The following is a 20,773-nucleotide window of genomic DNA, read 5'->3' on the forward strand; positions in this document are numbered from 1 at the left end:
GTCCACAGCGCGCTCATTGGAAATTGAACACTCTTTAATAATTTTTGCCGTGACCCCTGCGATCGCCCCCCCTTCACCCATGCAAATGGCCTTGGATTTGGCCAGACAAGCCCTCTGGCTGACTTCGCCCAACCCGCGCGTGGGTTGCGTCATCACGGCCGCCGACGGCTCGGTGCTGGGCCAAGGCCACACCCAACGTGCAGGCGGCCCACATGCCGAAATCATGGCGCTGCGCGATGCGGCCGCACGCGGGCACAAGGTGCAAGGGGCCACGGCCTGGGTCACGCTGGAGCCTTGCGCCCACCAAGGCCGCACCGGACCTTGCTGCGACGCCTTGGCCGCTGCGGGCATGGGCCGCGTCGTGTCGGCCATGCACGACCCCAACCCGAAAGTCGCCGGCCAAGGCATGTCGCGCTTGGCGGCCGCAGGCGTGCAAACCGAAACCTTGCGCCCGGCAAGCGACATCGCTGTGCAGGCGCGTGAACTGAACATCGGGTTTTTCAGCCGCATGGAGCGCGGTTTGCCTTGGGTGCGCATGAAAGTGGCCGCCTCGCTCGACGGGCAAACCGCGCTGCTAAACGGCCAAAGCCAATGGATCACCGGCCCCCAGGCCCGCGCTGATGGCCATGCCTGGCGGGCCCGTGCCTGCGCCATCCTGACCGGTATTGGCACCGTGCTCGAAGACGACCCGCTGTTGAACGTCCGCGACTTGGCGGCGCCCCGGCAACCCCACCTGGTGGTGGTGGACAGCCGCCTCGACATGCCCTTGCATGCCAAATTGTTGGGCACACAAGGCGCGGGCGAGCAAGCCCGGCAAATCTGGATTTACACCGCCACGTCAGATCAAGCGGACAAACGCGCCGCCCTGACGGCACGCGGCGTGACGGTGATCGACTGCCCCGGTCCTGGCGGCAAAGTTGATCTGTCGGCACTGCTGCGCGATCTGGCAGGGCGCGAGATCAACGAACTGCATGTGGAAGCCGGGCACAAGCTCAACGGCTCTTTCATCCGCGAAGGGCTGGTGGACGAATTTTTGGTTTACCTGGCCCCTCAATTGCTGGGCCCGGGCCAGGGCATGGCCAACCTGCCTGGACTCACCGATTTGGCTGGCGCAGTCAAGCTGGGCTTTCATGCGGTGGACCGCATCGGCTCGGATCTGCGCTTGCTGTTGCGCCGAGCACCAGACTCAGGACAGCGCGAGCCATGACGTTCGCGGGACAGCCTAACAGGCGCCCTGCAGACCACAATCCAACGCCTTTTTACGGGAACCTACGAATTGAACCTCGCCCATTTGTTGCAACGCCAAGCCCGCACAGCCCCTGAGCGGCCCGCCATCCTGAACGGCACCCAAGTGGTGGCCACACATGGGCAATGGGCGCTGCGCTGCCAGCAACTGGCCCGCCAATTTCAGGCCGCAGGTTTGCAGCCCGGCGACCGGGTGGCGCTGTTCATGCGCAACCATGTGCGCTACCTTGAAGTGCTGTTTGGCGCTTGGTGGGCCGGGCTGGCGGTGGTGCCCATCAACGCCAAACTGCATGTGCGCGAAGCACAATGGATCATCGACAACGCCCAAGCCCGCTGGGCTTTTGTGACCGCCGACATCACCCTGGAGAGGGGTGAAAACCTCACGGGCTTGGAGCGTGTGATCGATGTGGACAGTGCCCAAGCCGAGGCGCTGTGGTCTGGGACCGACGGCCTGATGGACACACCCATCACCGAGCGCGCAGCCGACGACTTGGCTTGGCTTTTCTACACCAGTGGCACCACGGGACGTCCCAAGGGCGTGATGCTCACCCACCGCAACCTCATGACCATGGGGCTGGGTTATTTCTGCGATGTCGACGCTGTCAGCCCACAAGACACCATTGCCTATGCGGCCCCCATGTCGCATGGTGCAGGCATTTATGCCATGCCTCACCTGATGGCCGGGGCCAGGCACATGGTGCCGCCCTCGGGCGGGTTCGATCCCGCCGAGCTGTTTGCGCTGGGCCAGCACGTCGGCCCGCTGTCCATGTTTGCCGCGCCCACCATCGTCAAAAGGCTGGTGGACCATGCTGAGACAGCCGGCTTGTTAGCCAGCGATTGTGGCCAATCCTTCAAAACTGTGGTTTACGGCGGCGCGCCCATGTATGCGGCCGATATCCAGCGGGCGCTGCGCGTCATGGGCCCGCGCTTTGTGCAAATTTACGGTCAAGGCGAAAGCCCCATGGTGGGCACCGCCCTGTCACGCCATCACCTGCAAGACACCCAACACCCTCGCCACCAACAACGATTGGCCTCCATCGGCGTGGCGCAAACCCCTGTTCGCATCCGCGTGACCGACGAGCAAGGCTGCGACTTGCCACTGGGCGAAATTGGCGAGGTGTTGATTCAGGGTGACAGTGTCATGGCAGGCTACTGGCGCAACCCGGAGGCCACGGCCAAAGCCATTCAAAACGGCTGGCTGTTCACGGGTGACATGGGCTGTTTGGATGCCGACGGCTTTTTGACCCTGAAGGACCGCAGCAAGGACATGATCATCAGTGGCGGCTCCAACATCTACCCCCGCGAAATCGAAGAAGTGCTCTTGCATGCGCCGGGTGTGGCCGAGGTGGCGGTCGTGGGCGCACCCGATGCCGAATGGGGCGAGGTGGTGGTGGCGTTTGTGGTGCCGCAAACCGGGCACCCCCTCGACATTGCCGCGCTGAATGCGCTGTGTTTGCAGGAAATTGCCCGCTTCAAACGTCCCAAACGCTACGAAGTGGTGGAGCATCTGCCCAAAAACAACTACGGCAAGGTGCTCAAAACCGAGCTGCGCCAGCGACTGGCCTGAGACACCCGATCAAAAGTTCAGCGTCTTCACGCCCGACGACGTGCCCAACAAACACACCTGGGCTTTTTGCAGAGCAAACACACCGACGGTGACCACGCCAGGCCACTGGCTGACGGTGTTTTCGAACGCCACCGGATCGGTGATCTTCAAGCCCTTCACATCGACGATGTGCTGCCCGTTGTCGGTCACCAGCGCTTGGCCGTCCTTTTGGCGTACCGCCGCACTGCCGCCCATGGCCGCAAACTGGCGCATCACCCGAGCCGTGGCCATGGGGATGACTTCCACAGGCAAGGGAAAAGCGCCCAATGCATCGACCAATTTGCTCTCGTCCGCGATGCAGACAAACTGTTTGCTCTGCGCCGCCACGATTTTTTCGCGGGTCAGCGCCGCGCCACCGCCCTTGACCATGTGGCCTTGGTGGTCAATTTCGTCCGCGCCATCGATGTAGACCGACAGACTTTCGACCTCGTTGCTGTCGAACACCGGGATACCGAGGGCCTTCAAGCGCGCGGTGGAGGCTTCGGAACTCGACACAGCGCCTTTGATTTGGTCCTTCATGGAAGCCAGCGCGTCGATGAATTTGTTCACCGTGGAGCCGGTGCCTACCCCGACGATCTCGCCGGGAACAACGTATTTCAGGGCAGCTTGGCCCACCAGGGCTTTGAGTTCGTCTTGTGTCATGGGGTCGGGTCTGGGTAAAAAAAACAGTGGGTGGCCGGGGGTTTGCGACAATCACAGGCATTGTTGTCAATGCCTTTGCTGGCCAGAATTATCCAATGTCCCTGATCCCATACGCCCTTGCCCGCTCCTTTTTGTTCAAGATGGACCCTGAAGAGGCCCACGACCTGACCATTGAGGGCTTGGCCCGCACCCAGAACACGCCGCTCGACCGCGTTTATCGCCAACCCTTCGTGGCGCAGCCCATCACATTGGCGGGATTGCAGTTTCCCAACCGCGTCGGCATGGCCGCGGGTCTGGACAAAAACGCCCGCTGCATCGATGGCCTGGGGGCCATGGGTTTCGGCTTTGTCGAAGTCGGCACGGTCACACCGAAGGCGCAGCCGGGCAACCCCAGGCCGCGCATGTTTCGCCTGCCCGAGGCGCAAGCGCTGATCAACCGCCTGGGCTTCAACAACGACGGGCTGGACGCTTTCATTGCCAACGTCAAGCGCTCCAAGTTTCGCCAACAAGGCCGCCTGCTGGGCCTGAACATCGGCAAAAACGCCGCCACCCCGATTGAAAACGCCACCGACGACTATGTGATCGCGCTGGCGGGCGTGTACCCCCATGCCGACTATGTGACGGTGAACATCTCCAGCCCCAACACCAAAAACCTGCGGGCCCTGCAAAGTGACGAGGCACTCGACGGTTTGCTGGGCGCCCTGGTGTCTCGGCGTGAAGAACTGGCTTTAGAGCACGGCCGCCGCGTGCCCATGTTTCTCAAAATCGCACCCGATTTGGACGACACCCAAGTCGGCGTGATCGCCGCCACCTTACAAAAACACGGCATGGACGGCGTGATCGCCACCAACACCACCCTGGCCCGGGACGCGGTGAGTGGCATGACGCATGCCGAAGAAATGGGTGGCCTGTCCGGCGCACCTGTGCTGGCCAGCAGCAACCGCGTGATTCGACAGCTGCGCGCTGCCCTGGGCAAAGACTTCCCCATCATCGGCGTGGGCGGCATCCTGAGTGGTCACGACGCCATTGCCAAAATCGAAGCCGGCGCCGACGTGGTGCAGATCTACACTGGCTTGATCTACAAAGGCCCGGCGCTGGTGACCGAAGTGGCCAGCGCGCTGCAGCAGATGAAGCGCTGAATCGATGAACGGGGGCCCACATGCATGGGCCCCTGCGCTCAGTCCTTGAAATACACCAGCTGGTGCGTGCTGGCCAGCAATTGGCCTTCTGGGCTCCAGAGTTCGCCGGTTTGGTCAAAGTAGCCGTGGCGGTAGTTGAGCGCCTTGGCCACACCCAGCACGTGGCGCGTACCGACCTGCGCCAGCAAGGCGCTGTCGGCGTGGATATAAGTGGTCAGTGACACCGTGCCGATCATCGCCCGACGGCGGCGACGGATGTAGATGCGCGGAAAAAAACTGTCGCTCATGGCCACCAGCGAGGCGAAGTCCATGGCCCGCTCAGGTTCATCACGCACCCACAGCGTGGAGCGCGAATGGGCTTGTTCTTGCTCGTCAAAGGCCGTGGGGAACGCGCCCTCTACAAAACGCATGTCGTAGCGCTCAGGCCAAGCGGGCATACCCTTGACAGGCATGCGGACAAGCGCCTGCGGGCAGGGCAGGTTGGCAGGCATCACGGCTTCGACGTCAGACCAGGTTTCACGACGCACGGCCAAGACGGCAGTGGCGGTAGCCACCACGCCATCGGCTTGGTGCGCTTCGATGACCCAGTGCTGGGTGGAGCGGTTGGTGCGCACAGGCCGGGCCACAAAGCGGATGTCACCATCGGCCACAGGGGCCGCAAAATTGACCGTGAGCGCCACCGGCTCACCCAAGCGCTCCGGGTGGCGCATGGCCGACTGCAGCAACTGGGCAGCGGTGGCGCCACCAAAGGGCCCGATCATGTTGGCATAAGCAGGGTGGGTGGCACCTGAGAATGCGTCGGGTGCAGCGGCGCGCAGGTCGATGGCTTCGTCGAATGGGTGCATGGGCTCGATGATAGGTGCGCCCCAGTCGCATGCCCTGTCCCAAAAGCATCAACCCAAGCGGGCGCAAACCTCTTCAGCAATCGCCAGGGAACTGGTCAGCCCCGGCGACTCGATGCCCAGCAAATTCACCAAGCCCGGCACACCATGCTCCGCAGGCCCCTGAATCATGAAGTCGGCCGCCACTTCGTTTGGCGCATTGATCTTGGGGCGCATGCCCGCATAGCCCGCTTGCAGTGCGCCGTCTTGCAAGGCAGGCCAATATTTGCGCACTTCGGCATAAAAAGCATCCCCCCGGCGCGGATCGACTTGCAGATCGGCCGGGTCATCCACCCATTGCACGTCTGGGCCGAACTTGGCTTGCCCGCCCAAGTCCAGTGTCAGGTGCACGCCCAATCCCGCCGCTTCGGGCACGGGGTAGATCAGGCGGGAGAACGGTGCCTTGCCCGCCAGTGTGAAATAGTTGCCCTTGGCGTAATGGGCTTGTGGCAGCAGACGGTGGTCCAGCCCATCCATAGCCCGTGCCAGCGCCACAGCGTTCAGGCCTGCAGCGTTGACCAGAACTTTGCAAGCCAGCGCTGTGCCATCTTGCGTGGTCAGGCGGATCGGGTGCGTGGCGGTGCCTTGTCGCCATCCAAGGTGTTGCACAGGCGAAAGCAGCGCCAGCAAGCCGCCTGCGTTCTCCATGTCGCCCTGCAAGGCCAACATCAAACCATGGCTGTCCACCACACCCGTGCTGGGCGACAGGAGCGCCGCTTCACAGGCCAAAGCAGGCTCGAGTGACTTGGCCATGGTCGCAGTCAATTTTTGCAAGTCATGCACGCCGTTGGCGGCTGCTTTGACCAGGATCCCATCGAGCGCCTGCACTTGCTCGGGGGTTGTGGCCACAATCAATTTGCCCAAACGCTGGTGGGCCACACCGCGTTCGGCGCAATAAGCGTAGAGCATGGCTTTGCCTCGCACACACAACCGTGCCTTGAGCGAGCCCGCCGGGTAATAAATGCCCGCGTGGATCACCTCGCTGTTGCGCGAGCTGGTGCCCGTGCCGATCGCGTTTTCCGATTCAAGCACCAGCACCTCGCGGCCCGACAGCGCCAGCGCCCGCCCCACAGCCAGGCCGACCACGCCAGCCCCGATCACGACAGCATCAACTTGTTCCATGGTCTGCATTGTGGCGCAGGCTGAGCGCAAGGCCTGCGCGGGTGACACCCGCAAGACAGACACCAAGACCGCGCACAGGCACACTGATCAGCCTTCAACGAGGAGACCACGTCATGTCGCTGTTCAATCTCAAGGGCAAAGTCGCCGTCGTCACTGGCTCCAGCCGGGGCATCGGCCGATCGATTGCGCACCATCTGGCCAAGCAAGGTGCCCAAGTGGTGGTGTCCAGCCGCAAGCAAGACGCCTGCGAAGTGGTGGTCAAGGAAATCCAGGCCGCGGGCGGTGAGGCGATGGCGATTGCCGCGAACATCTCCAGCAAGGCGCAATTGCAAAACCTGATCGACCAGACCCGCGCGGCCTGGGGCCCGATCGACATTTTGGTGTGCAATGCGGCCACCAACCCCTATTACGGTCCGACCACGGGCATGAGCGACGAGGTGTTCGACAAGGTCATGCGCAACAACGTGCTGTCGAACACTTGGCTGTGCACCATGGTCTACCCGGACATGCAGGCCCAAAAGGATGGCGCTATCGTCATCGTGTCCTCGATTGGCGGGCTGCATGGCTCGGCCATCATCGGGGCCTACAACATCTCCAAGGCGGCCGACATGCAACTGGCGCGCAACTTGGCGGTGGAATGGGGCCCGGACAACATCCGCGTCAATTGCATCGCCCCGGGCCTGATCAAGACCGACTTTGCCAAGGCCTTGCACGAGGACCCGGTGCTCAGCGCCAAGTACAACAACGAGACGCCGCTGCGCCGCATGGGCGAGCCCGATGACATTGGCGGCGTGGCGGTGTTTTTGGCCAGCCCGGCTGGGCAGTACGTGACGGGACAGACCATCGTGGCGGATGGGGGGATGATGATTCGCTGACTTTCCTTGTGACTTGGTGCTTCGGGTGCCGCTGAGCATGGGCTGGGGCCGGGCGCCTCATGAGGGGGTACCCCAAATCGGCGCCCGGCCCCAGCCCATGCTCAGCTCAGTGGTGGATTGAAGGTCAACCCAGCAGCAGGTTGTTGGCTCTGGTCGAACCTGTACCCCTGGGGTCACATTCACCTTCGGACCCAAAAGCAAAAAGCCCGCATCAGCGGGCTTTTTGACTTGGAGAACAACTCGATCAGCCGAAGTTCTTCTCTGCGAAAGACCAGTTCACCAGCTTGTCGAGGAAGGTCTCAACGAACTTGGGACGCATGTTGCGGTAGTCGATGTAGTAGGCGTGTTCCCACACGTCCACGGTCAACAAAGCGGTGTCGCCTGTGGTCAGGGGGGTGCCAGCAGCACCCATGTTGACGATGTCCACCGAGCCGTCGGCTTTCTTGACCAGCCATGTCCAGCCGGAGCCGAAGTTGCCCACAGCGCTCTTGACAAAAGCTTCTTTGAAAGCGGCGTAGCTGCCAAATTTGGCGTTGATGGCTGTGGCCAGGGCGCCAGTGGGCTCGCCACCGCCGTTGGGCTTCATGCAGTTCCAGAAAAAGGTGTGGTTCCAGATTTGGGCCGAGTTGTTGTAGATGCCGCCGCTGGACTTCTTGATGATTTCTTCGAGGGACATGCTCTCGAATTCAGTGCCTTTTTGCAGGTTGTTCAGGTTCACAACATAAGCGTTGTGGTGCTTGCCGTGGTGGAACTCCAAGGTTTCCTGGCTGTAATGGGGGGCCAAAGCGTCGATCGCGTAAGGCAGTGCGGGCAAGGTGTGTTCCATGAGGGTGTCCTTCGGTGGTTAGGAAAAAAGCTCAACGGAAGCATTTTAGGGGCAGCCTGATCGCCCTTGAGTGCAACAGGTCACTGCAAGCTCTCCAAAACATTGCCGTCATGAGCTGTGGTTTGGGCACCGATTTTGGGTAATCCCTCATGCGGTGCACGGGCCACAGCCCATGACGGCGGTGCCCGCAATCGGCCGAACGGGCAGCCTACCAGTAGAACGGTGGAGCCCTGACCCCGCCAAGGCTCACCCAAAGTGAGCCTTCAAAGCAAAACGGTCAATGGCACCACGCCATCAGACAAGGTCGCCTGAACGCTCTGCCCCGATTGAAACTGGTCGGCATGGGTCAGGGCCTGACCCTTGTCGTCACTCAGCCAAGCGTACCCTCGCTCCAGCACGCGGTGCGGGTCCACCGACGACAAACGCAATGCGGCCCGCTCCAAGCGTTGGGCGTATTGGGGCACCAGCTGTGCCTGGTTGAAGCTCAAACGGTCACCCCAGCGTTCCAATGCGTGGCCCTGCTCGGACAACTGACTTCTCAAGCCGTTGTGCAAACGACCCGCCAAGCGATCCAGCCACTGGCTGTGCTGACCCAGCAGGGCTTGGGGGCGAGTAAGCCGGGTGGCCAAATGATGCAGGTGCTGGACCTGACGTTCTTGCTGGCGCGCCAAGCCCCCCCCCCAACGTGCGGCCAAGTGGTCCAAGCGCTGGGCTTGCCGGTCTTGTTGGCGCAACAAGCCGCGGCTCAAACGGTGCTCAAAAACCGACAAAGCTTCAAGGCCCGTCCCCCGGTCGGTGGCTGCCATCTCAGCAGCGGCGGTGGGGGTTGGGGCACGCACATCGGCGACAAAATCCGCGATGGTGAAATCGGTTTCGTGGCCCACGCCGCAAATCAAGGGCACGGGGCTTTGGGCGATCACACGGGCCAGATTTTCGTCATTGAAGGACCACAGGTCTTCCACCGATCCGCCGCCACGCACCAGCAAAACCACATCCACCGGCGGGCTCAAAGGGTTGTCTTCCGCCGTGAAAACGTAGAGCTGCTGCAGGGCCTGAGCCAAGGTGGCGGCCGCACCCGCGCCCTGGACCAGAGCGGGCACCATCACCACGGGGATGTGCGGCACACGGCGCTGCAAAGCGGTCATCACATCGTGCCAAGCGGCTGCGCCCAGAGATGTCACCACGCCAATGGCACGGGGTTGGCTTGGCAATGCGCGTTTGTGGACGGGGTCAAACAAGCCTTCGGCCTCGAGCTTGGCCTTGAGGCGCAAAAACTGCTCAAAAAGCGCGCCCTGCCCTGCCCGCGTCATCGACTCGACAATCAACTGCAAATCGCCCCTGGCTTCGTACACACCCAACCTGCCCTGCAGTTCGACCAGTTCGCCGTCCCGCGGGACAAAATCCAGCAAAGCCGCGACACGGCGAAACATGGCACAGCGGATCTGGCCCGTGTCGTCCTTGATTGAAAAATAGCAATGCCCGCTGGCTGCGCGCGAGAAGCCCGAAATCTCGCCGCGCACCGCAACCGGGTTGAACTGGGCGTCCAGCGTGTCAGCCATGGCACGGCACAGGGCTGAAACTGTCCAGGCGCGCGGCTTCAAATCGTCATTCACAGGCATCACTTGTCGGTTTTATGGGGCTTGCAATGGGGGAAGTGGTGTCCAAACCCGCACGCATCAAGAAAAGTACTCCACAATTGGCCTGCCACAGCGTGACAGGACAGCGAAAGAGACGAGGCTTCAGGATATCTTTGCAAGCCTTTGATTTTGTTAAGTATTTTAAAATTAACCGTTCAAATTCATTGGTTTTTTTTCATACCGGAGTATGCGAAGACGGCAAGCCACCGAAGTTACTCACAAAGTTATCCACAGATTGAGGTCAGCATTGCCGCCAAGGCCTTGGGGTCTTCAATGCAGACCGACCATCAAGGATAATCGGCCTCTTTGTCACCCGAAAACTGGAAGGTTTGCTCTTGTTGTCCATCATACAAGCCGCTGGATGGCCTATTTGGCCTTTGATTTTGTGTTCGGTATTGGCCTTGGCTTTGATTTTGGAGCGCGGGTTTCAACTGCAGAACAGCAAGGTGATGCCGCCACACATTCTGGCGCAAACCATCGAAGCCCTTGAGCGGGGTGTGCCTGTGCCCGAGATGGTGCAAACCTTGGACAAAGCGGGCACCATGGGCCCGGTTTTGGCCCGTGGTTTGCGCTGCTTGCAAGACAACGCCAATGCCACAGGCGAAGACATCCAGGCGAGCATGCAAATGGCGGGCCGCTTGGCCGTACAGCAGCTCGAGCGTTACTTGCCGGCCTTGGCCACCATTGCCTCTGCCGCCCCCTTGCTCGGTTTGCTGGGTACGGTGGTGGGCATGATTGAGATTTTTGGCGCCCACACCGCCGCCAACAACCAGCCGGCCCTGTTGGCGCACGGCATCTCGGTGGCCCTATACAACACCGCCTTTGGGCTGATCATTGCCATCCCCGCCTTGATGTTCTGGCGTTACTTTCGTGCAGTGGTGGATCGCCATGTGCTGACCATGGAAGTGACCGCCGAAACTTTTGCCCGGCACCTGCGCCGTGTGCATCCCTGAAAGCCGCTTGTGAATTTCAGACCTTCATCTGCAGCTCCAGAGCCCGAGATCAACCTGGTGCCGTTCATTGATGTGCTCTTGGTGGTGTTGATCTTTTTGATGCTAACCACCACGTGGTCGCGTCTGACCGAGATCCAATTGAACCTGCCGGTCGCCGATGCCCGTGCCTCCAGCCCCAAGCCCCGTCAAATTGTGTTGAGCATCACAGCACAAGGCCAATACGCCATCAACAAATCCCCTCTGGGCACGAGTTCGGTGGGCGCATTGGTGGCGGTCCTCACGCCCTTGGCCAAACCCGATGCCATGTTGGTCATCAGCGCCGACGGGGCGGCCAGCCACCAAAGCGTGGTGCACGCCTTGGAAGCAGCCCGCCGCAGTGGTTTGTCAAAAATCACCTTTGCAGCGCAGACCGCCCAGACGCCAGGCGCCTGAGCGGCGCACATCCGCATGGGCCTGAACGCATTCCTTCACCAGCAATTGCCCCGCGTGTGGCTGAAGCGGGGTCCGGTGGCGAGGCTTTTGTGGCCTGTGTCGGTTGTTTACAGTGCTTTGATCGCTCTGCGGCGCGTGGCTTACAAAACGGGCCTGTTCAAAACCCAACGGGTCCCCGCATTGGTCATCGTGGTGGGCAATGTGGTGGCAGGCGGTGCCGGCAAAACCCCTGTCACCATCGCTGTGGCCAAACACCTGCTGGCACAAGGTTTCAAAGTGGGTGTCATATCGCGTGGACATGGTCGCCGGACCCAGGACACCCGCGCAGTCACCGACAACAGCGCCCCGCTGGACGTGGGCGACGAGCCCTTGCTCATACACCAAGCCACAGGCGCACCCGTGTGGGTGGCCCGGACGCGGGCCGATGCAGCCATGGGTTTGCTGCAGGCACACCCGCAGGTGCAAATTTTGCTCTGTGATGATGGCTTGCAACACTTGGCTTTGGCGCGGGACATCGAAATTTGCGTGATGGATGAGCGCGGCATTGGCAACGGCTGGTTGTTACCTGCTGGCCCGCTGCGCGAAGCGTGGCCGCGACCGGTCGACGCGGTTTTGCAGACGGGTCCGGTCGGCACAACGGGCGCGTTTGCTGCGTACCACGCGCCTCGGCGCCTGGCCCCCTACGCGCTCACGGCCAATGGCCGCCGCATCGATCTTCAAAGCCTGGCCCGAAAGGATGCGCCGCCGCTGCATGCGGTGGCAGGACTGGCCCGGCCGGATGCGTTCTTTGCCATGCTTCGTCAATCGGGATTGCATCTGAGCAGCACCACCGCCCTGCCCGATCACCACACTTACCAAGATTGGCACAAGCAGCCTCATCGAACGTGGCTGTGCACGGAGAAAGACGCGGCCAAACTATGGCTTCATGAACCCGGCGCACTGGCTGTGCCGTTGGAGCTCACCCCAGAGCCAGGTTTTTGGAAGGCGCTGGACACGCGCATTGGCCAACTTCTGACGCGATGATGCGGCCCGCCATGCACCACGACGCCCATGTCTGGGCCGTTATCATTCAGCCATGGACACCAAATTGCTTGAACTGCTGGTATGCCCAGTGACCAAAGGACCGCTCAACTTCGACCGTGAGCGCCAAGAACTGCTCTCGCGCAGTGCCCGCTTGGCTTACCCGGTCAGAAATGGCATCCCGATCCTGCTGGAAAACGAAGCGCGAACGCTGAGTGACGAAGAAATCGACACGCTGGCAGCCCAGCGCCCTGCCCTCTGAGACGCCACCATGACCGAGTCCACCCAGCCGCAAGGCTTCACCGTGGTGATCCCCGCGCGCTTGGCATCGAGCCGTTTGCCCAACAAACCCTTGGCCGACATCGCCGGACTGCCCATGGTGGTGCGCGTGGCGCAACGCGCCTTGCAATCGCACGCCACCCAAGTGGTCGTGGCGGCCGACGACGCCAGCATTGTCCAGGCCTGTGAAGCACATGGCGTGCTGGCCTTGTTGACCCGAAAAGACCATCTCAGCGGCAGTGACCGATTGGCACAAGCCTGTCAAATTCTGGGTTTGCCCGACGATGCCGTGGTGGTCAACGTGCAAGGGGACGAGCCTTTGATGCGGCCCGAACTCATCAACGAGGTGGCGCGCGTGCTGACCGAGCGTCCCGACGCCAGCATGAGCACCGCCGCGCATGCCATCGCTTCAGTGCAAGAGTTCACCAATCCCAATGTGGTCAAAGTGGTCATGGATGCACGCCAAATGGCCCTGTATTTCAGCCGCGCCCCCATCCCTTGGTGGCGTGACGGTCAAACTGACTTGGGCTTCACCACTTTACCCAACCCAGCCCCCCTGCGGCACATCGGCATCTATGCCTACCGTGCGGGTTTTTTGGCCCTGTTTCCTCAATTGCCACCGGCACCCATTGAGGGCATGGAGTCACTCGAACAACTTCGCGCGATGTGGCATGGTCACCGCATCGCGGTCCACGTCACGTCCCAGGCGCCTGGACCCGGTGTGGACACGCCTGAAGATTTGGAGCGCGTGCGGCAAATGCTGGGCTGAAAACAGGGTTTACACCGTAAGCCAGCTATGAGGCAGGCGTGATATTCTCAAAACCAATCAAGTGGTTGGGCCTTTGGTCTTGCCGACTGAAACGATTTCAAACGATAAGGACCTTCCCCATGAGACTGATTCTGTTGGGCGCCCCGGGCGCCGGCAAAGGCACGCAAGCGACCTTCATTTGCCAGAAATACAACATCCCTCAAATCTCCACCGGCGACATGTTGCGTGCCGCCGTCAAAGCGGGCACCCCTCTGGGCCTGCAAGCCAAAGCCGTGATGGAGTCTGGCGGTTTGGTCAGCGACGACCTGATCATCAACCTGGTCAAAGAGCGCATCGCCCAAGACGATTGCGCCAATGGCTTCCTGTTTGACGGCTTTCCCCGCACCATCCCGCAAGCCGATGCCATGAAGGCAGCGGGTGTGAAGCTCGACTTCGTGCTCGAAATCGATGTGCCCTTTGACGCCATCATCGACCGCATGAGCGGACGGCGCTCGCATCCCGCATCAGGCCGCACCTACCACGTCAAGTTCAACCCACCCCAAGTCGCTGGCGTGGATGACGTGACCGGTGAGCCATTGGTACAACGCGCCGATGACCAAGAAGAGACCGTGAAAAAACGCTTAGATGTGTACAGCGCACAGACCCGTCCTTTGGTTGACTATTACTCGGGCTGGGCCCAAACCGACGCTGCCGCGGCCCCCAAATACCGCGCCATCAGCGGCACAGGCAGCGTAGAAGACATCACAGCGCGTGCATTCGAGGCGCTGGCAAGCTGATCTTTGACCGCACCCTCCAACAAAAAGCCCCGCGATGCGGGGCTTTTTGTTGGGAGGCCGTTCAGATGACCATCAGGTCCAACATCAAACTCACCCGCGCCTTGTAGGCATTGAGCCCCAGCGGCGCCAAGGGCAGCACGCCGGGCTGCCCCACGATCTGACCCTGCGCGCAGCGGCTTGTCACACGCACAGCGACACCCTGCAACTGGGCTTGTACCAAGGCACCCAACAAGCTTTGGTGCACCGTTCCGTTGCCTGTACCCGCCACCACCAAGCCGTTCACACCGGCGGCTACCAACGCGCGGACGCGGCGTTCATCGGCACCAGCGTGGCTGTGCAACACCTCGACCCAAGGCCAGTGGGTCACGGCTTGGGTCAACACCTGAGGGGCTCGGGCGTGCAGCTCTGGCGCTTGGCACAGCCCTGTCCAGCGCACCTGCCCCTGCTCCACCCAACCTCGGGGGCCTGTCTCCGAAGCAAACGCGTCGAGCCGATAGGGGTGGATTTTTTGCACCTCGCCGGCGCCATGGATGCTTCCAGCACACACGACCAGCACACCGCGTGCCTGCGGGTGGCACGCGACAGCCAACGCATCGAGCATATTTTGAGGACCATCGGGTGCCAAGGCCGTCGCCGGACGCATGGCACAGGTCAACACCACCGGTTTGTGCGTGTCGAGGACCTTCTGCAAAAACCATGCAGTTTCTTCGAGTGTGTCGGTGCCGTGGGTGATGACCATGCCCACCACATCGGCCTGGTTCAACCAATGCAACGCCCGTTGCGCGAGCGACTGCCAGGTCACGTGGTCCATGTCCTTGCTGTCCAGTTGGGCCACTTGTTCGCAGAACAACGCATGGCCCTGCAAGCTGTCCTCGAGACCAGGCAATGCCTCCAAAAGGTGCTGGACGCTCACCTGGCCTGCTGTGTAAGCGGTGTGATCGCCGGCACTGCGACCCGTGCCGGCGATGGTGCCACCGGTTCCCAAAACCACGACCTTTTGATTTTTTTTTGTTTGAACCACTTGCATAACCCTCAAAACTGGTTAAAAATACAGTCACTGGATGAAAAAACAGCCCACCCCGTCCTCACACGGAGACCGCCATGACCGACAGCCCCAAACTCACCGCCCGGCAGCAAGAAATTCTGGAACTGATCCAGAATTCGATCGCCAACACAGGTGCGCCGCCCACACGTGCCGAGATCGCCAACGTGTTGGGCTTCAAATCGGCCAATGCAGCGGAAGAGCACCTGAAGGCCTTGGCCCGCAAAGGCGCCATCGAATTGGTCAGCGGTACCTCACGCGGCATTCGCCTCAAAGGCAGCAACCGCAACCCTCTTCGTGCACCATCCGATCTGTTTAGCCTCACATTGCCCGGTTTAGGGCAACTGAGTTTGCCATTGGTTGGCCGCGTTGCAGCAGGCTCACCCATTTTGGCCCAAGAGCATGTGGACCGGAGCTACCAAATCGAAAGCAGCCTGTTCACCGAACAACCGGATTACCTGCTGCGCGTCCGCGGCATGTCGATGCGCGACGTCGGCATCATGGACGGCGACTTGTTGGCGGTCAAATCCACCAAAGATGTGCGCAACGGACAAATCGTGGTGGCACGCTTGGGCGATGACGTCACCGTCAAGCGCCTGCGCAAAACGGCCACTGGCATCGAGCTTTTGCCGGAAAACCCCGATTACCCCACCATCGTTGTCAACCCCGAAGAGCCCTTCGATATCGAAGGACTGGCTGTCGGTTTGATTCGCAACACCTTGCTCATGTAAATCATCTGCTTGCAGCACCAGGTGGCGGGCGCAGGCGGACGAATTCCGCCGGCCCTGGTGCAGCAGGCCCCATTAGCAATCCTGCCTGTGTCCAACCTCCATGCTTTTGAAAGGTTTCACATGGGAATCGCTCTGCTGGCTATTTCGGGTCTGTTTCAAGGCCTCTCCAACCTCTCCCGGTCTGCACCCATCGCAGCCAAAACCCCACGTGCCAATGCGGCTTTGCGCCCGGTTTGGGCGTCACGCCGCCCAGCCTGTGTACCCGCGCTCAAGTCCAGCACTTCCCCGCCATGGGTGCAGGCGGCACCGACTGCCCCGGCCCTGCGGGTGCTTCGGGTCACCGAAAGTGACCAAAGGGTCAAAGGCGCAGGCCGTATGGTGATCTCCGGTCGCATGGCCGATGTGTGCGCAGAATTGGACCGTTTGGCGGCGATTGAGGCGGCACAGGCTCGGATTTGACCTGAAAAGCACGCCCTGCGTCGCCAAGAGGCGGCCACGTCAAGGCACAATGGAGGGATGAACATTGTGATTCTTGACGACTACCAGGACGTGGTCCGCAAACTCGACTGCGCCGCCAAACTCGAAAATTTCTCGGCCAAGGTCTATACCAACACGGTCAAAGGCATGGGCCAGTTGACGGTTCGCCTCAAAGATGCGGACATCATCGTGCTGATCCGTGAGCGTACCCACCTGCCGCGCGCTGTGATCGAGAAGCTGCCCCGCTTGAAACTCATTGCGCAAACAGGACGGTTGGGTGGCCATGTCGATTTGGCCGCGTGTACGGAACGCGGCGTCGCAGTGGCCGAGGGTGTGGGTTCACCGGTGGCCCCCGCCGAACTGACTTGGGCTTTGGTCATGGCGGCAACCCGCCGTTTGCCCCAGTACATCGGCAACCTCAAGCACGGTGCCTGGCAACAATCGGGCCTCAAAGCCGGCTCCATGCCCACCAATTTTGGCTTGGGCACGGTCCTCAAAGGTCGAACGCTGGGCATTTGGGGCTACGGAAAAATTGGCCAGTTGGTGGCCGGTTATGGCAAAGCGTTTGGCATGGATGTGATGGTCTGGGGCAGCGACGAGTCGCGCCAAAAGGCCATTCAACACGGCTACCGAGCAGCCGCCAGTCGGGTGGCCTTCTTTGAAGAAGCAGACGTGCTGTCGGTTCACTTGCGCTTCAATGAGACCACCCAAGGCATCGTGACCAGCGAAGATTTGGGTCGGATGAAACCCACGTCGCTGTTTGTCAACACGTCTCGCGCTGAATTGATCGAACCCAACGCCCTGATTGGTGGCCTTAACCGTGGCCGCCCAGGTTTGGCCGCTGTCGACGTGTTCGAGTCAGAGCCGATTTTGCAAGGCTCCGCTTTGTTGCGCCTGGAAAATTGCATTTGCACGCCCCATATTGGTTACGTTGAAAAAGACAATTACGAGATGTATTTCGGGGCCGCATTTGACAATGTGGTCAATTACATCAAAGGCACTCCCACGAACATCGTGAACCCTGGTGCATTGCAGGTTCGCCGCTGAAGCCAACGCATCGCCCATTTCCCTTTCATTTTTTCCAATCCCACATGACGCTTGCATTTACCAAAGTCGCCATCATTGGCGCAGGAGCCATGGGTCGGGGCATTGCCCAAATTGCCGCCCAGACAGGAAGCCAAGTCTGGCTCTACGACACACAAGCTGAAGCCATCGACAAAGCCATCAGCGCCGTTTTCCAGCAATGGGACAAGTTGCAAGACAAAGGACGCCTCACGGCCGAAGCCGTGGCGGGTCATAAAAGCCGCCTGATGGGCGCTTCCAACTTGGAGAGCCTGGCGGGGTGCGAGTTGGTGATCGAAGCCATTGTCGAAAAGCTCGACACCAAGAAAAGCCTGTTCACCGAGCTGGAAAAAGTGCTGGCGCCAACGGCGGTGCTGGTCACCAACACCTCCTCGCTGTCTGTGACCGCGATTGCTGCGGCCTTGCAGCGGCCGGCACAGTTTGCGGGTTACCACTTTTTCAACCCCGTCCCACTCATGAAAGTGGTCGAGGTGATTGCGGGCCTCAAAACTGACGCAGCTGTGTGTCAGCGCTTGTCGGATTTTGCCCGGCAGATGGGCCATACCCCGGTTCAGGCCCAAGACACTCCGGGCTTCATCGTCAACCATGCCGGGCGCGGTTATGGCACCGAGGCTTTGCGCATCGTGAGTGAAGGTGTGGCCGATTTCGCCACCATTGACCGCATTTTGCGCGACCAAGTCGGCTTCAAACTGGGTCCTTTCGAGCTGTTTGATCTGACGGCATTGGATGTCTCGCACCACGTGATTGAGTCGATCTACCACCAGTATTACGAAGAGCCGCGCTATCGGCCAAACGTGATCACCGCCCAGCGCTTGGCGGCAGGCGTGGTGGGGAAAAAAGTTGGCGAAGGTTTTTACAAGTACGTGGATGGTGCAGCGCAAATGCCGGCCGAAACGCCCGTCCCTGTGGTGGAGAATCTCCCGCCTGTTTGGGTCTCCCCCCGAGCCACTCGGCGCATGGCGCTGCTGCAACTGTTGAAAAATCTCGGCGCCTCCATTGAAACTGGGGCGTCACCCTCACCAGAGGCACTCACCATCGTCGCCCCTTTGGGCTTTGACATCACCACCGTGGCCGTGGTTGAGCGCTTGGATCCGGCCCGCACCATCGGCATCGACATGCTCTTTGACGACGGCGCTACCCAACGCCGCGTGCTGGCCACCAACCCCGCCACACGGGTCGATATGCGCGATGCAGCGCATGCCCTGTTTGCTCGCGATGGCAAGGCCGTGTCGGTCATTCGTGACAGTGGCGGCTTCGTCACTCAGCGCGTGGTGGCCACCATCGTCAACATCGCGTCCGACATTTGCCAGCAACGCATCTGCACCCCGCAAGATTTGGAAACCGCCGTCACCTTGGGTTTGGCTTACCCCATGGGCCCACTGGCCATGGGCAACCGCTTGGGGCCGGACAGCATTTTGGAAGTGCTGTTCAACCTCCAAACCGTTTATGGCGACCCCCGTTATCGCCCCAGCCCATGGTTGCGCCGCCGGGGTGCAATCGGCCTGTCCTTGATGCACACCGAGGAATGATGATGGTGCGGGGCAGAACTTGGGTTCTGTTTCCTGCTGATGACTGTGTGGGACAGCTCTTGCGCTCGGTCCCCAACTGATGAAGAAACAAGATGACCGCCCAACTGCTCAGCACCAGCGAAGGCCGGACCCTGGTCCTGACCCTCAGCAACCCCGAGTTTCGCAACGCACTCGGGCCGGAGATGTACGCCGCAGGGGTCGAAGCCCTGAGCGTGGCCGAGTCCAGTGCGGATGTGCGCAGCGTGGTGATCACAGGGGCCAACGGGATTTTCAGTGCGGGGGGCAATTTGCAACGCCTGCAAAACAACCGCCAGCGCCCGCCCGAACACCAATCCCAAAGCATCGAAGGCCTGCACAATTGGATCGAAGCGATTCGCACCTTCCCCAAGCCCGTGATTGCTGCCGTCGAAGGCCCCGCAGCCGGCGCAGGTTTTTCCTTGGCCCTGGCCTGCGACATGATCGTGGCCGCACGCAACAGCGTGTTTGTGATGGCCTACAGCTCGATTGCTTTGTCGCCCGATGGCGGCGGCAGCTGGAGCCTGTCGCATGCCGTGCCGCGCCAGCTGGCCACCGAGCTGCTGATGTGTGGTGAGCGCATCGGTGCCGAGCGGCTGCAGCAATTGGGTGTGGTCAATCGCCTCGCCGAGGCTGGCCAAGCCTTGCAGCAAGCCCTGGAACTGTGCGAACAGCTCAACGCCCGTGCACCCAACGCCCTGGCCAGCATCAAAGAGCTGCTCAGCGACGCGAACGGCAGCAGCCTGAATGCACAGCTGGCACGCGAGCGCAATGCGTTTGTCAAAAACCTGCACCACCCCAATGCCGGTATTGGCATTGGGGCATTTTTGAACAAGCAAAAACCCGAATACGAATAAACCGACTGGTCCCCCAGGCGACAAAATTTCGATCACCAGTCACTCAAAGGACAGAGCATGGACGAACCGATTCTGACAATGGAGGAAAGAGAAGCGATCAATGCAGGTCGCTGGTTCTCAACCCTTTCGCCATCACTCCGACACGACATACTTCGATGCGCCTACGTCAAACGCCACAAAGACGGCGACATGCTCGCTGCGCGAGGCGATCCGCCCGAGCAGTGGATTGCCTGTGCCAAGGGCGCGGTCCGCGTGAGTTCGACGTCGGTGTCGGGCAAACAAATCACCCTGACCTATGTGGAGCCGGGGATCTGGTTTGGCGATGTCTCGATTTTCGATGGAGACCGGCGTACACACGACTGCTACGCGCACGGGGACACCACCACGCTGAACGTGGCCAAGGCCGACTTCAAGAAAATCCTCTCTCAGCACGTCGAGTTTTACGACGCCATGTTGCGCTTGCATGCACGGCGCATTCGCCAGCTCTACGGCTTGGTGGAAGACCTCAACACCCTGCCCTTGCGGGCTCGTCTGGCCAAACAACTCAACCACCTGCTGCGCAGCTACGGCGTGCCCAGTTTGTCGGACGCCAAAGCCATCCGCATCAGTTTGCAACTGGCCCAGGAGGAATTGGCGCAACTGCTGGGCGCTTCGCGCCAACGCGTCAACCAAGAGCTCAAGCAAATGGAGCGCGAGCTGATCATCCGCATCGAGCCCGGTGGCTTGGTGGTGCTGGACCGCGACGCGCTGATGCTGATCGTGAACGCGGACCACTGAGCCGACGCGGCCTTCGGTTCTGGCCTCTGTCGTCAGAGATCACCGATTTTGAACGGGAAA

Annotated in this window: 22 protein-coding genes; 16 read left to right on the top strand and 6 right to left on the bottom strand. The window is 60.9% G+C overall.

Translation table 11 applies throughout. From position 1 onward, the window contains the following. Nucleotides 1-79: 79 nt before the first annotated feature. Together ribD and ACHEXK_RS07840 are read left to right on the top strand one after the other, a co-directional pair. The gene (gene ribD / locus ACHEXK_RS07835; protein ID WP_416548897.1) at nucleotides 80-1,207 is read left to right on the top strand and encodes a bifunctional diaminohydroxyphosphoribosylaminopyrimidine deaminase/5-amino-6-(5-phosphoribosylamino)uracil reductase RibD; all 1,128 of its coding nucleotides are present in this window, start codon (nucleotides 80-82) and stop codon (nucleotides 1,205-1,207) included. A 69-nt stretch (nucleotides 1,208-1,276) separates the two neighbouring features. Beyond that, nucleotides 1,277-2,812, top strand: a complete 1,536-nt coding sequence (locus ACHEXK_RS07840) for a class I adenylate-forming enzyme family protein (RefSeq protein WP_416544961.1) — start codon at nucleotides 1,277-1,279, stop codon at nucleotides 2,810-2,812. A gap of 9 nt (nucleotides 2,813-2,821) precedes the next feature. On the opposite strand, the gene rpiA is transcribed toward ACHEXK_RS07840, so the two are convergent. Then, nucleotides 2,822-3,493 carry a ribose-5-phosphate isomerase RpiA gene (gene rpiA / locus ACHEXK_RS07845; protein WP_416544963.1) on the bottom strand — a complete coding sequence of 224 codons (672 nt, stop codon included), beginning with the start codon at nucleotides 3,491-3,493 and terminating at the stop codon, nucleotides 2,822-2,824. A gap of 95 nt (nucleotides 3,494-3,588) precedes the next feature. Between rpiA and ACHEXK_RS07850 the strand changes: the two genes are divergently transcribed. Beyond that, nucleotides 3,589-4,632 (top strand): quinone-dependent dihydroorotate dehydrogenase, encoded by a 1,044-nt coding sequence (locus ACHEXK_RS07850; protein ID WP_416544965.1) that lies wholly within the window; start codon nucleotides 3,589-3,591, stop codon nucleotides 4,630-4,632. A 38-nt stretch (nucleotides 4,633-4,670) separates the two neighbouring features. Here the strand turns inward: ACHEXK_RS07850 and ACHEXK_RS07855 are convergent, their stop codons facing one another. Continuing rightward, complete coding sequence (locus ACHEXK_RS07855) at nucleotides 4,671-5,477, bottom strand: acyl-CoA thioesterase (protein ID WP_416544967.1); 807 nt, start codon at nucleotides 5,475-5,477, stop codon at nucleotides 4,671-4,673. 48 nt (nucleotides 5,478-5,525) lie between these two features. Next, nucleotides 5,526-6,635 (bottom strand): NAD(P)/FAD-dependent oxidoreductase, encoded by a 1,110-nt coding sequence (locus tag ACHEXK_RS07860; protein WP_416544969.1) that lies wholly within the window; start codon nucleotides 6,633-6,635, stop codon nucleotides 5,526-5,528. A 113-nt stretch (nucleotides 6,636-6,748) separates the two neighbouring features. Here ACHEXK_RS07860 and ACHEXK_RS07865 point away from each other — a divergent pair, with 113 nt between their 5' ends. After that, the gene (locus tag ACHEXK_RS07865; protein ID WP_416544971.1) at nucleotides 6,749-7,510 is read left to right on the top strand and encodes an SDR family NAD(P)-dependent oxidoreductase; all 762 of its coding nucleotides are present in this window, start codon (nucleotides 6,749-6,751) and stop codon (nucleotides 7,508-7,510) included. Nucleotides 7,511-7,754: 244 nt separating this feature from the next. Here ACHEXK_RS07865 and ACHEXK_RS07870 read toward each other — a convergent pair whose 3' ends face one another. Continuing rightward, entirely contained in the window at nucleotides 7,755-8,336 is a 582-nt protein-coding gene (locus ACHEXK_RS07870; RefSeq protein WP_416544973.1) for a superoxide dismutase, read from the bottom strand. Nucleotides 8,337-8,599: 263 nt separating this feature from the next. After that, nucleotides 8,600-9,895 carry an exodeoxyribonuclease VII large subunit gene (xseA, locus tag ACHEXK_RS07875; protein ID WP_416548899.1) on the bottom strand — a complete coding sequence of 432 codons (1,296 nt, stop codon included), beginning with the start codon at nucleotides 9,893-9,895 and terminating at the stop codon, nucleotides 8,600-8,602. A 413-nt stretch (nucleotides 9,896-10,308) separates the two neighbouring features. Here xseA and ACHEXK_RS07880 point away from each other — a divergent pair, with 413 nt between their 5' ends. From ACHEXK_RS07880 to adk, 6 genes are all read left to right on the top strand, one after another. Continuing rightward, entirely contained in the window at nucleotides 10,309-10,926 is a 618-nt protein-coding gene (locus ACHEXK_RS07880; protein ID WP_416544975.1) for a MotA/TolQ/ExbB proton channel family protein, read from the top strand. Nucleotides 10,927-10,935: 9 nt separating this feature from the next. Continuing rightward, entirely contained in the window at nucleotides 10,936-11,358 is a 423-nt protein-coding gene (locus ACHEXK_RS07885) for an ExbD/TolR family protein (protein WP_416544977.1), read from the top strand. A 15-nt stretch (nucleotides 11,359-11,373) separates the two neighbouring features. Beyond that, nucleotides 11,374-12,381, top strand: coding sequence for a tetraacyldisaccharide 4'-kinase (gene lpxK, locus ACHEXK_RS07890; protein WP_416544979.1), 1,008 nt, complete (start codon nucleotides 11,374-11,376; stop codon nucleotides 12,379-12,381). A 52-nt stretch (nucleotides 12,382-12,433) separates the two neighbouring features. Continuing rightward, nucleotides 12,434-12,640, top strand: coding sequence for a Trm112 family protein (locus ACHEXK_RS07895; protein WP_416544981.1), 207 nt, complete (start codon nucleotides 12,434-12,436; stop codon nucleotides 12,638-12,640). Between the two features lie 9 nt (nucleotides 12,641-12,649). Then, the gene (gene kdsB, locus ACHEXK_RS07900) at nucleotides 12,650-13,426 is read left to right on the top strand and encodes a 3-deoxy-manno-octulosonate cytidylyltransferase (RefSeq protein WP_416544983.1); all 777 of its coding nucleotides are present in this window, start codon (nucleotides 12,650-12,652) and stop codon (nucleotides 13,424-13,426) included. Between the two features lie 119 nt (nucleotides 13,427-13,545). Further along, a complete protein-coding gene (gene adk, locus ACHEXK_RS07905) occupies nucleotides 13,546-14,202 on the top strand; it encodes an adenylate kinase (protein WP_416544985.1) in 657 nt (218 codons plus the stop codon). A gap of 61 nt (nucleotides 14,203-14,263) precedes the next feature. On the opposite strand, the gene ACHEXK_RS07910 is transcribed toward adk, so the two are convergent. Then, complete coding sequence (locus ACHEXK_RS07910) at nucleotides 14,264-15,229, bottom strand: asparaginase (protein ID WP_416544987.1); 966 nt, start codon at nucleotides 15,227-15,229, stop codon at nucleotides 14,264-14,266. 74 nt (nucleotides 15,230-15,303) lie between these two features. Here ACHEXK_RS07910 and lexA point away from each other — a divergent pair, with 74 nt between their 5' ends. The 6 genes from lexA (at nucleotide 15,304) to ACHEXK_RS07940 (ending at nucleotide 20,713) form a co-directional block, all read left to right on the top strand. Further along, entirely contained in the window at nucleotides 15,304-15,975 is a 672-nt protein-coding gene (lexA, locus tag ACHEXK_RS07915) for a transcriptional repressor LexA (protein ID WP_416544989.1), read from the top strand. Nucleotides 15,976-16,095: 120 nt separating this feature from the next. Continuing rightward, a complete protein-coding gene (locus ACHEXK_RS07920; protein WP_416544991.1) occupies nucleotides 16,096-16,434 on the top strand; it encodes a hypothetical protein in 339 nt (112 codons plus the stop codon). 57 nt (nucleotides 16,435-16,491) lie between these two features. Continuing rightward, nucleotides 16,492-17,499: a D-2-hydroxyacid dehydrogenase family protein gene (locus ACHEXK_RS07925; protein WP_416544993.1), complete on the top strand. Its 1,008-nt coding sequence runs from the start codon at nucleotides 16,492-16,494 to the stop codon at nucleotides 17,497-17,499. A gap of 44 nt (nucleotides 17,500-17,543) precedes the next feature. After that, nucleotides 17,544-19,064 carry a 3-hydroxyacyl-CoA dehydrogenase gene (locus ACHEXK_RS07930; protein WP_416544995.1) on the top strand — a complete coding sequence of 507 codons (1,521 nt, stop codon included), beginning with the start codon at nucleotides 17,544-17,546 and terminating at the stop codon, nucleotides 19,062-19,064. A 92-nt stretch (nucleotides 19,065-19,156) separates the two neighbouring features. After that, nucleotides 19,157-19,936, top strand: coding sequence for an oxepin-CoA hydrolase, alternative type (locus ACHEXK_RS07935; RefSeq protein ID WP_416544997.1), 780 nt, complete (start codon nucleotides 19,157-19,159; stop codon nucleotides 19,934-19,936). A 57-nt stretch (nucleotides 19,937-19,993) separates the two neighbouring features. After that, nucleotides 19,994-20,713, top strand: coding sequence for a Crp/Fnr family transcriptional regulator (locus ACHEXK_RS07940; RefSeq protein WP_416544999.1), 720 nt, complete (start codon nucleotides 19,994-19,996; stop codon nucleotides 20,711-20,713). The last annotated feature ends 60 nt before the right edge of the window (nucleotides 20,714-20,773 follow it).

Source organism: Limnohabitans sp. DCL3 (assembly GCF_048019295.1).
GTDB lineage: Bacteria > Pseudomonadota > Gammaproteobacteria > Burkholderiales > Burkholderiaceae_C > Limnohabitans_A.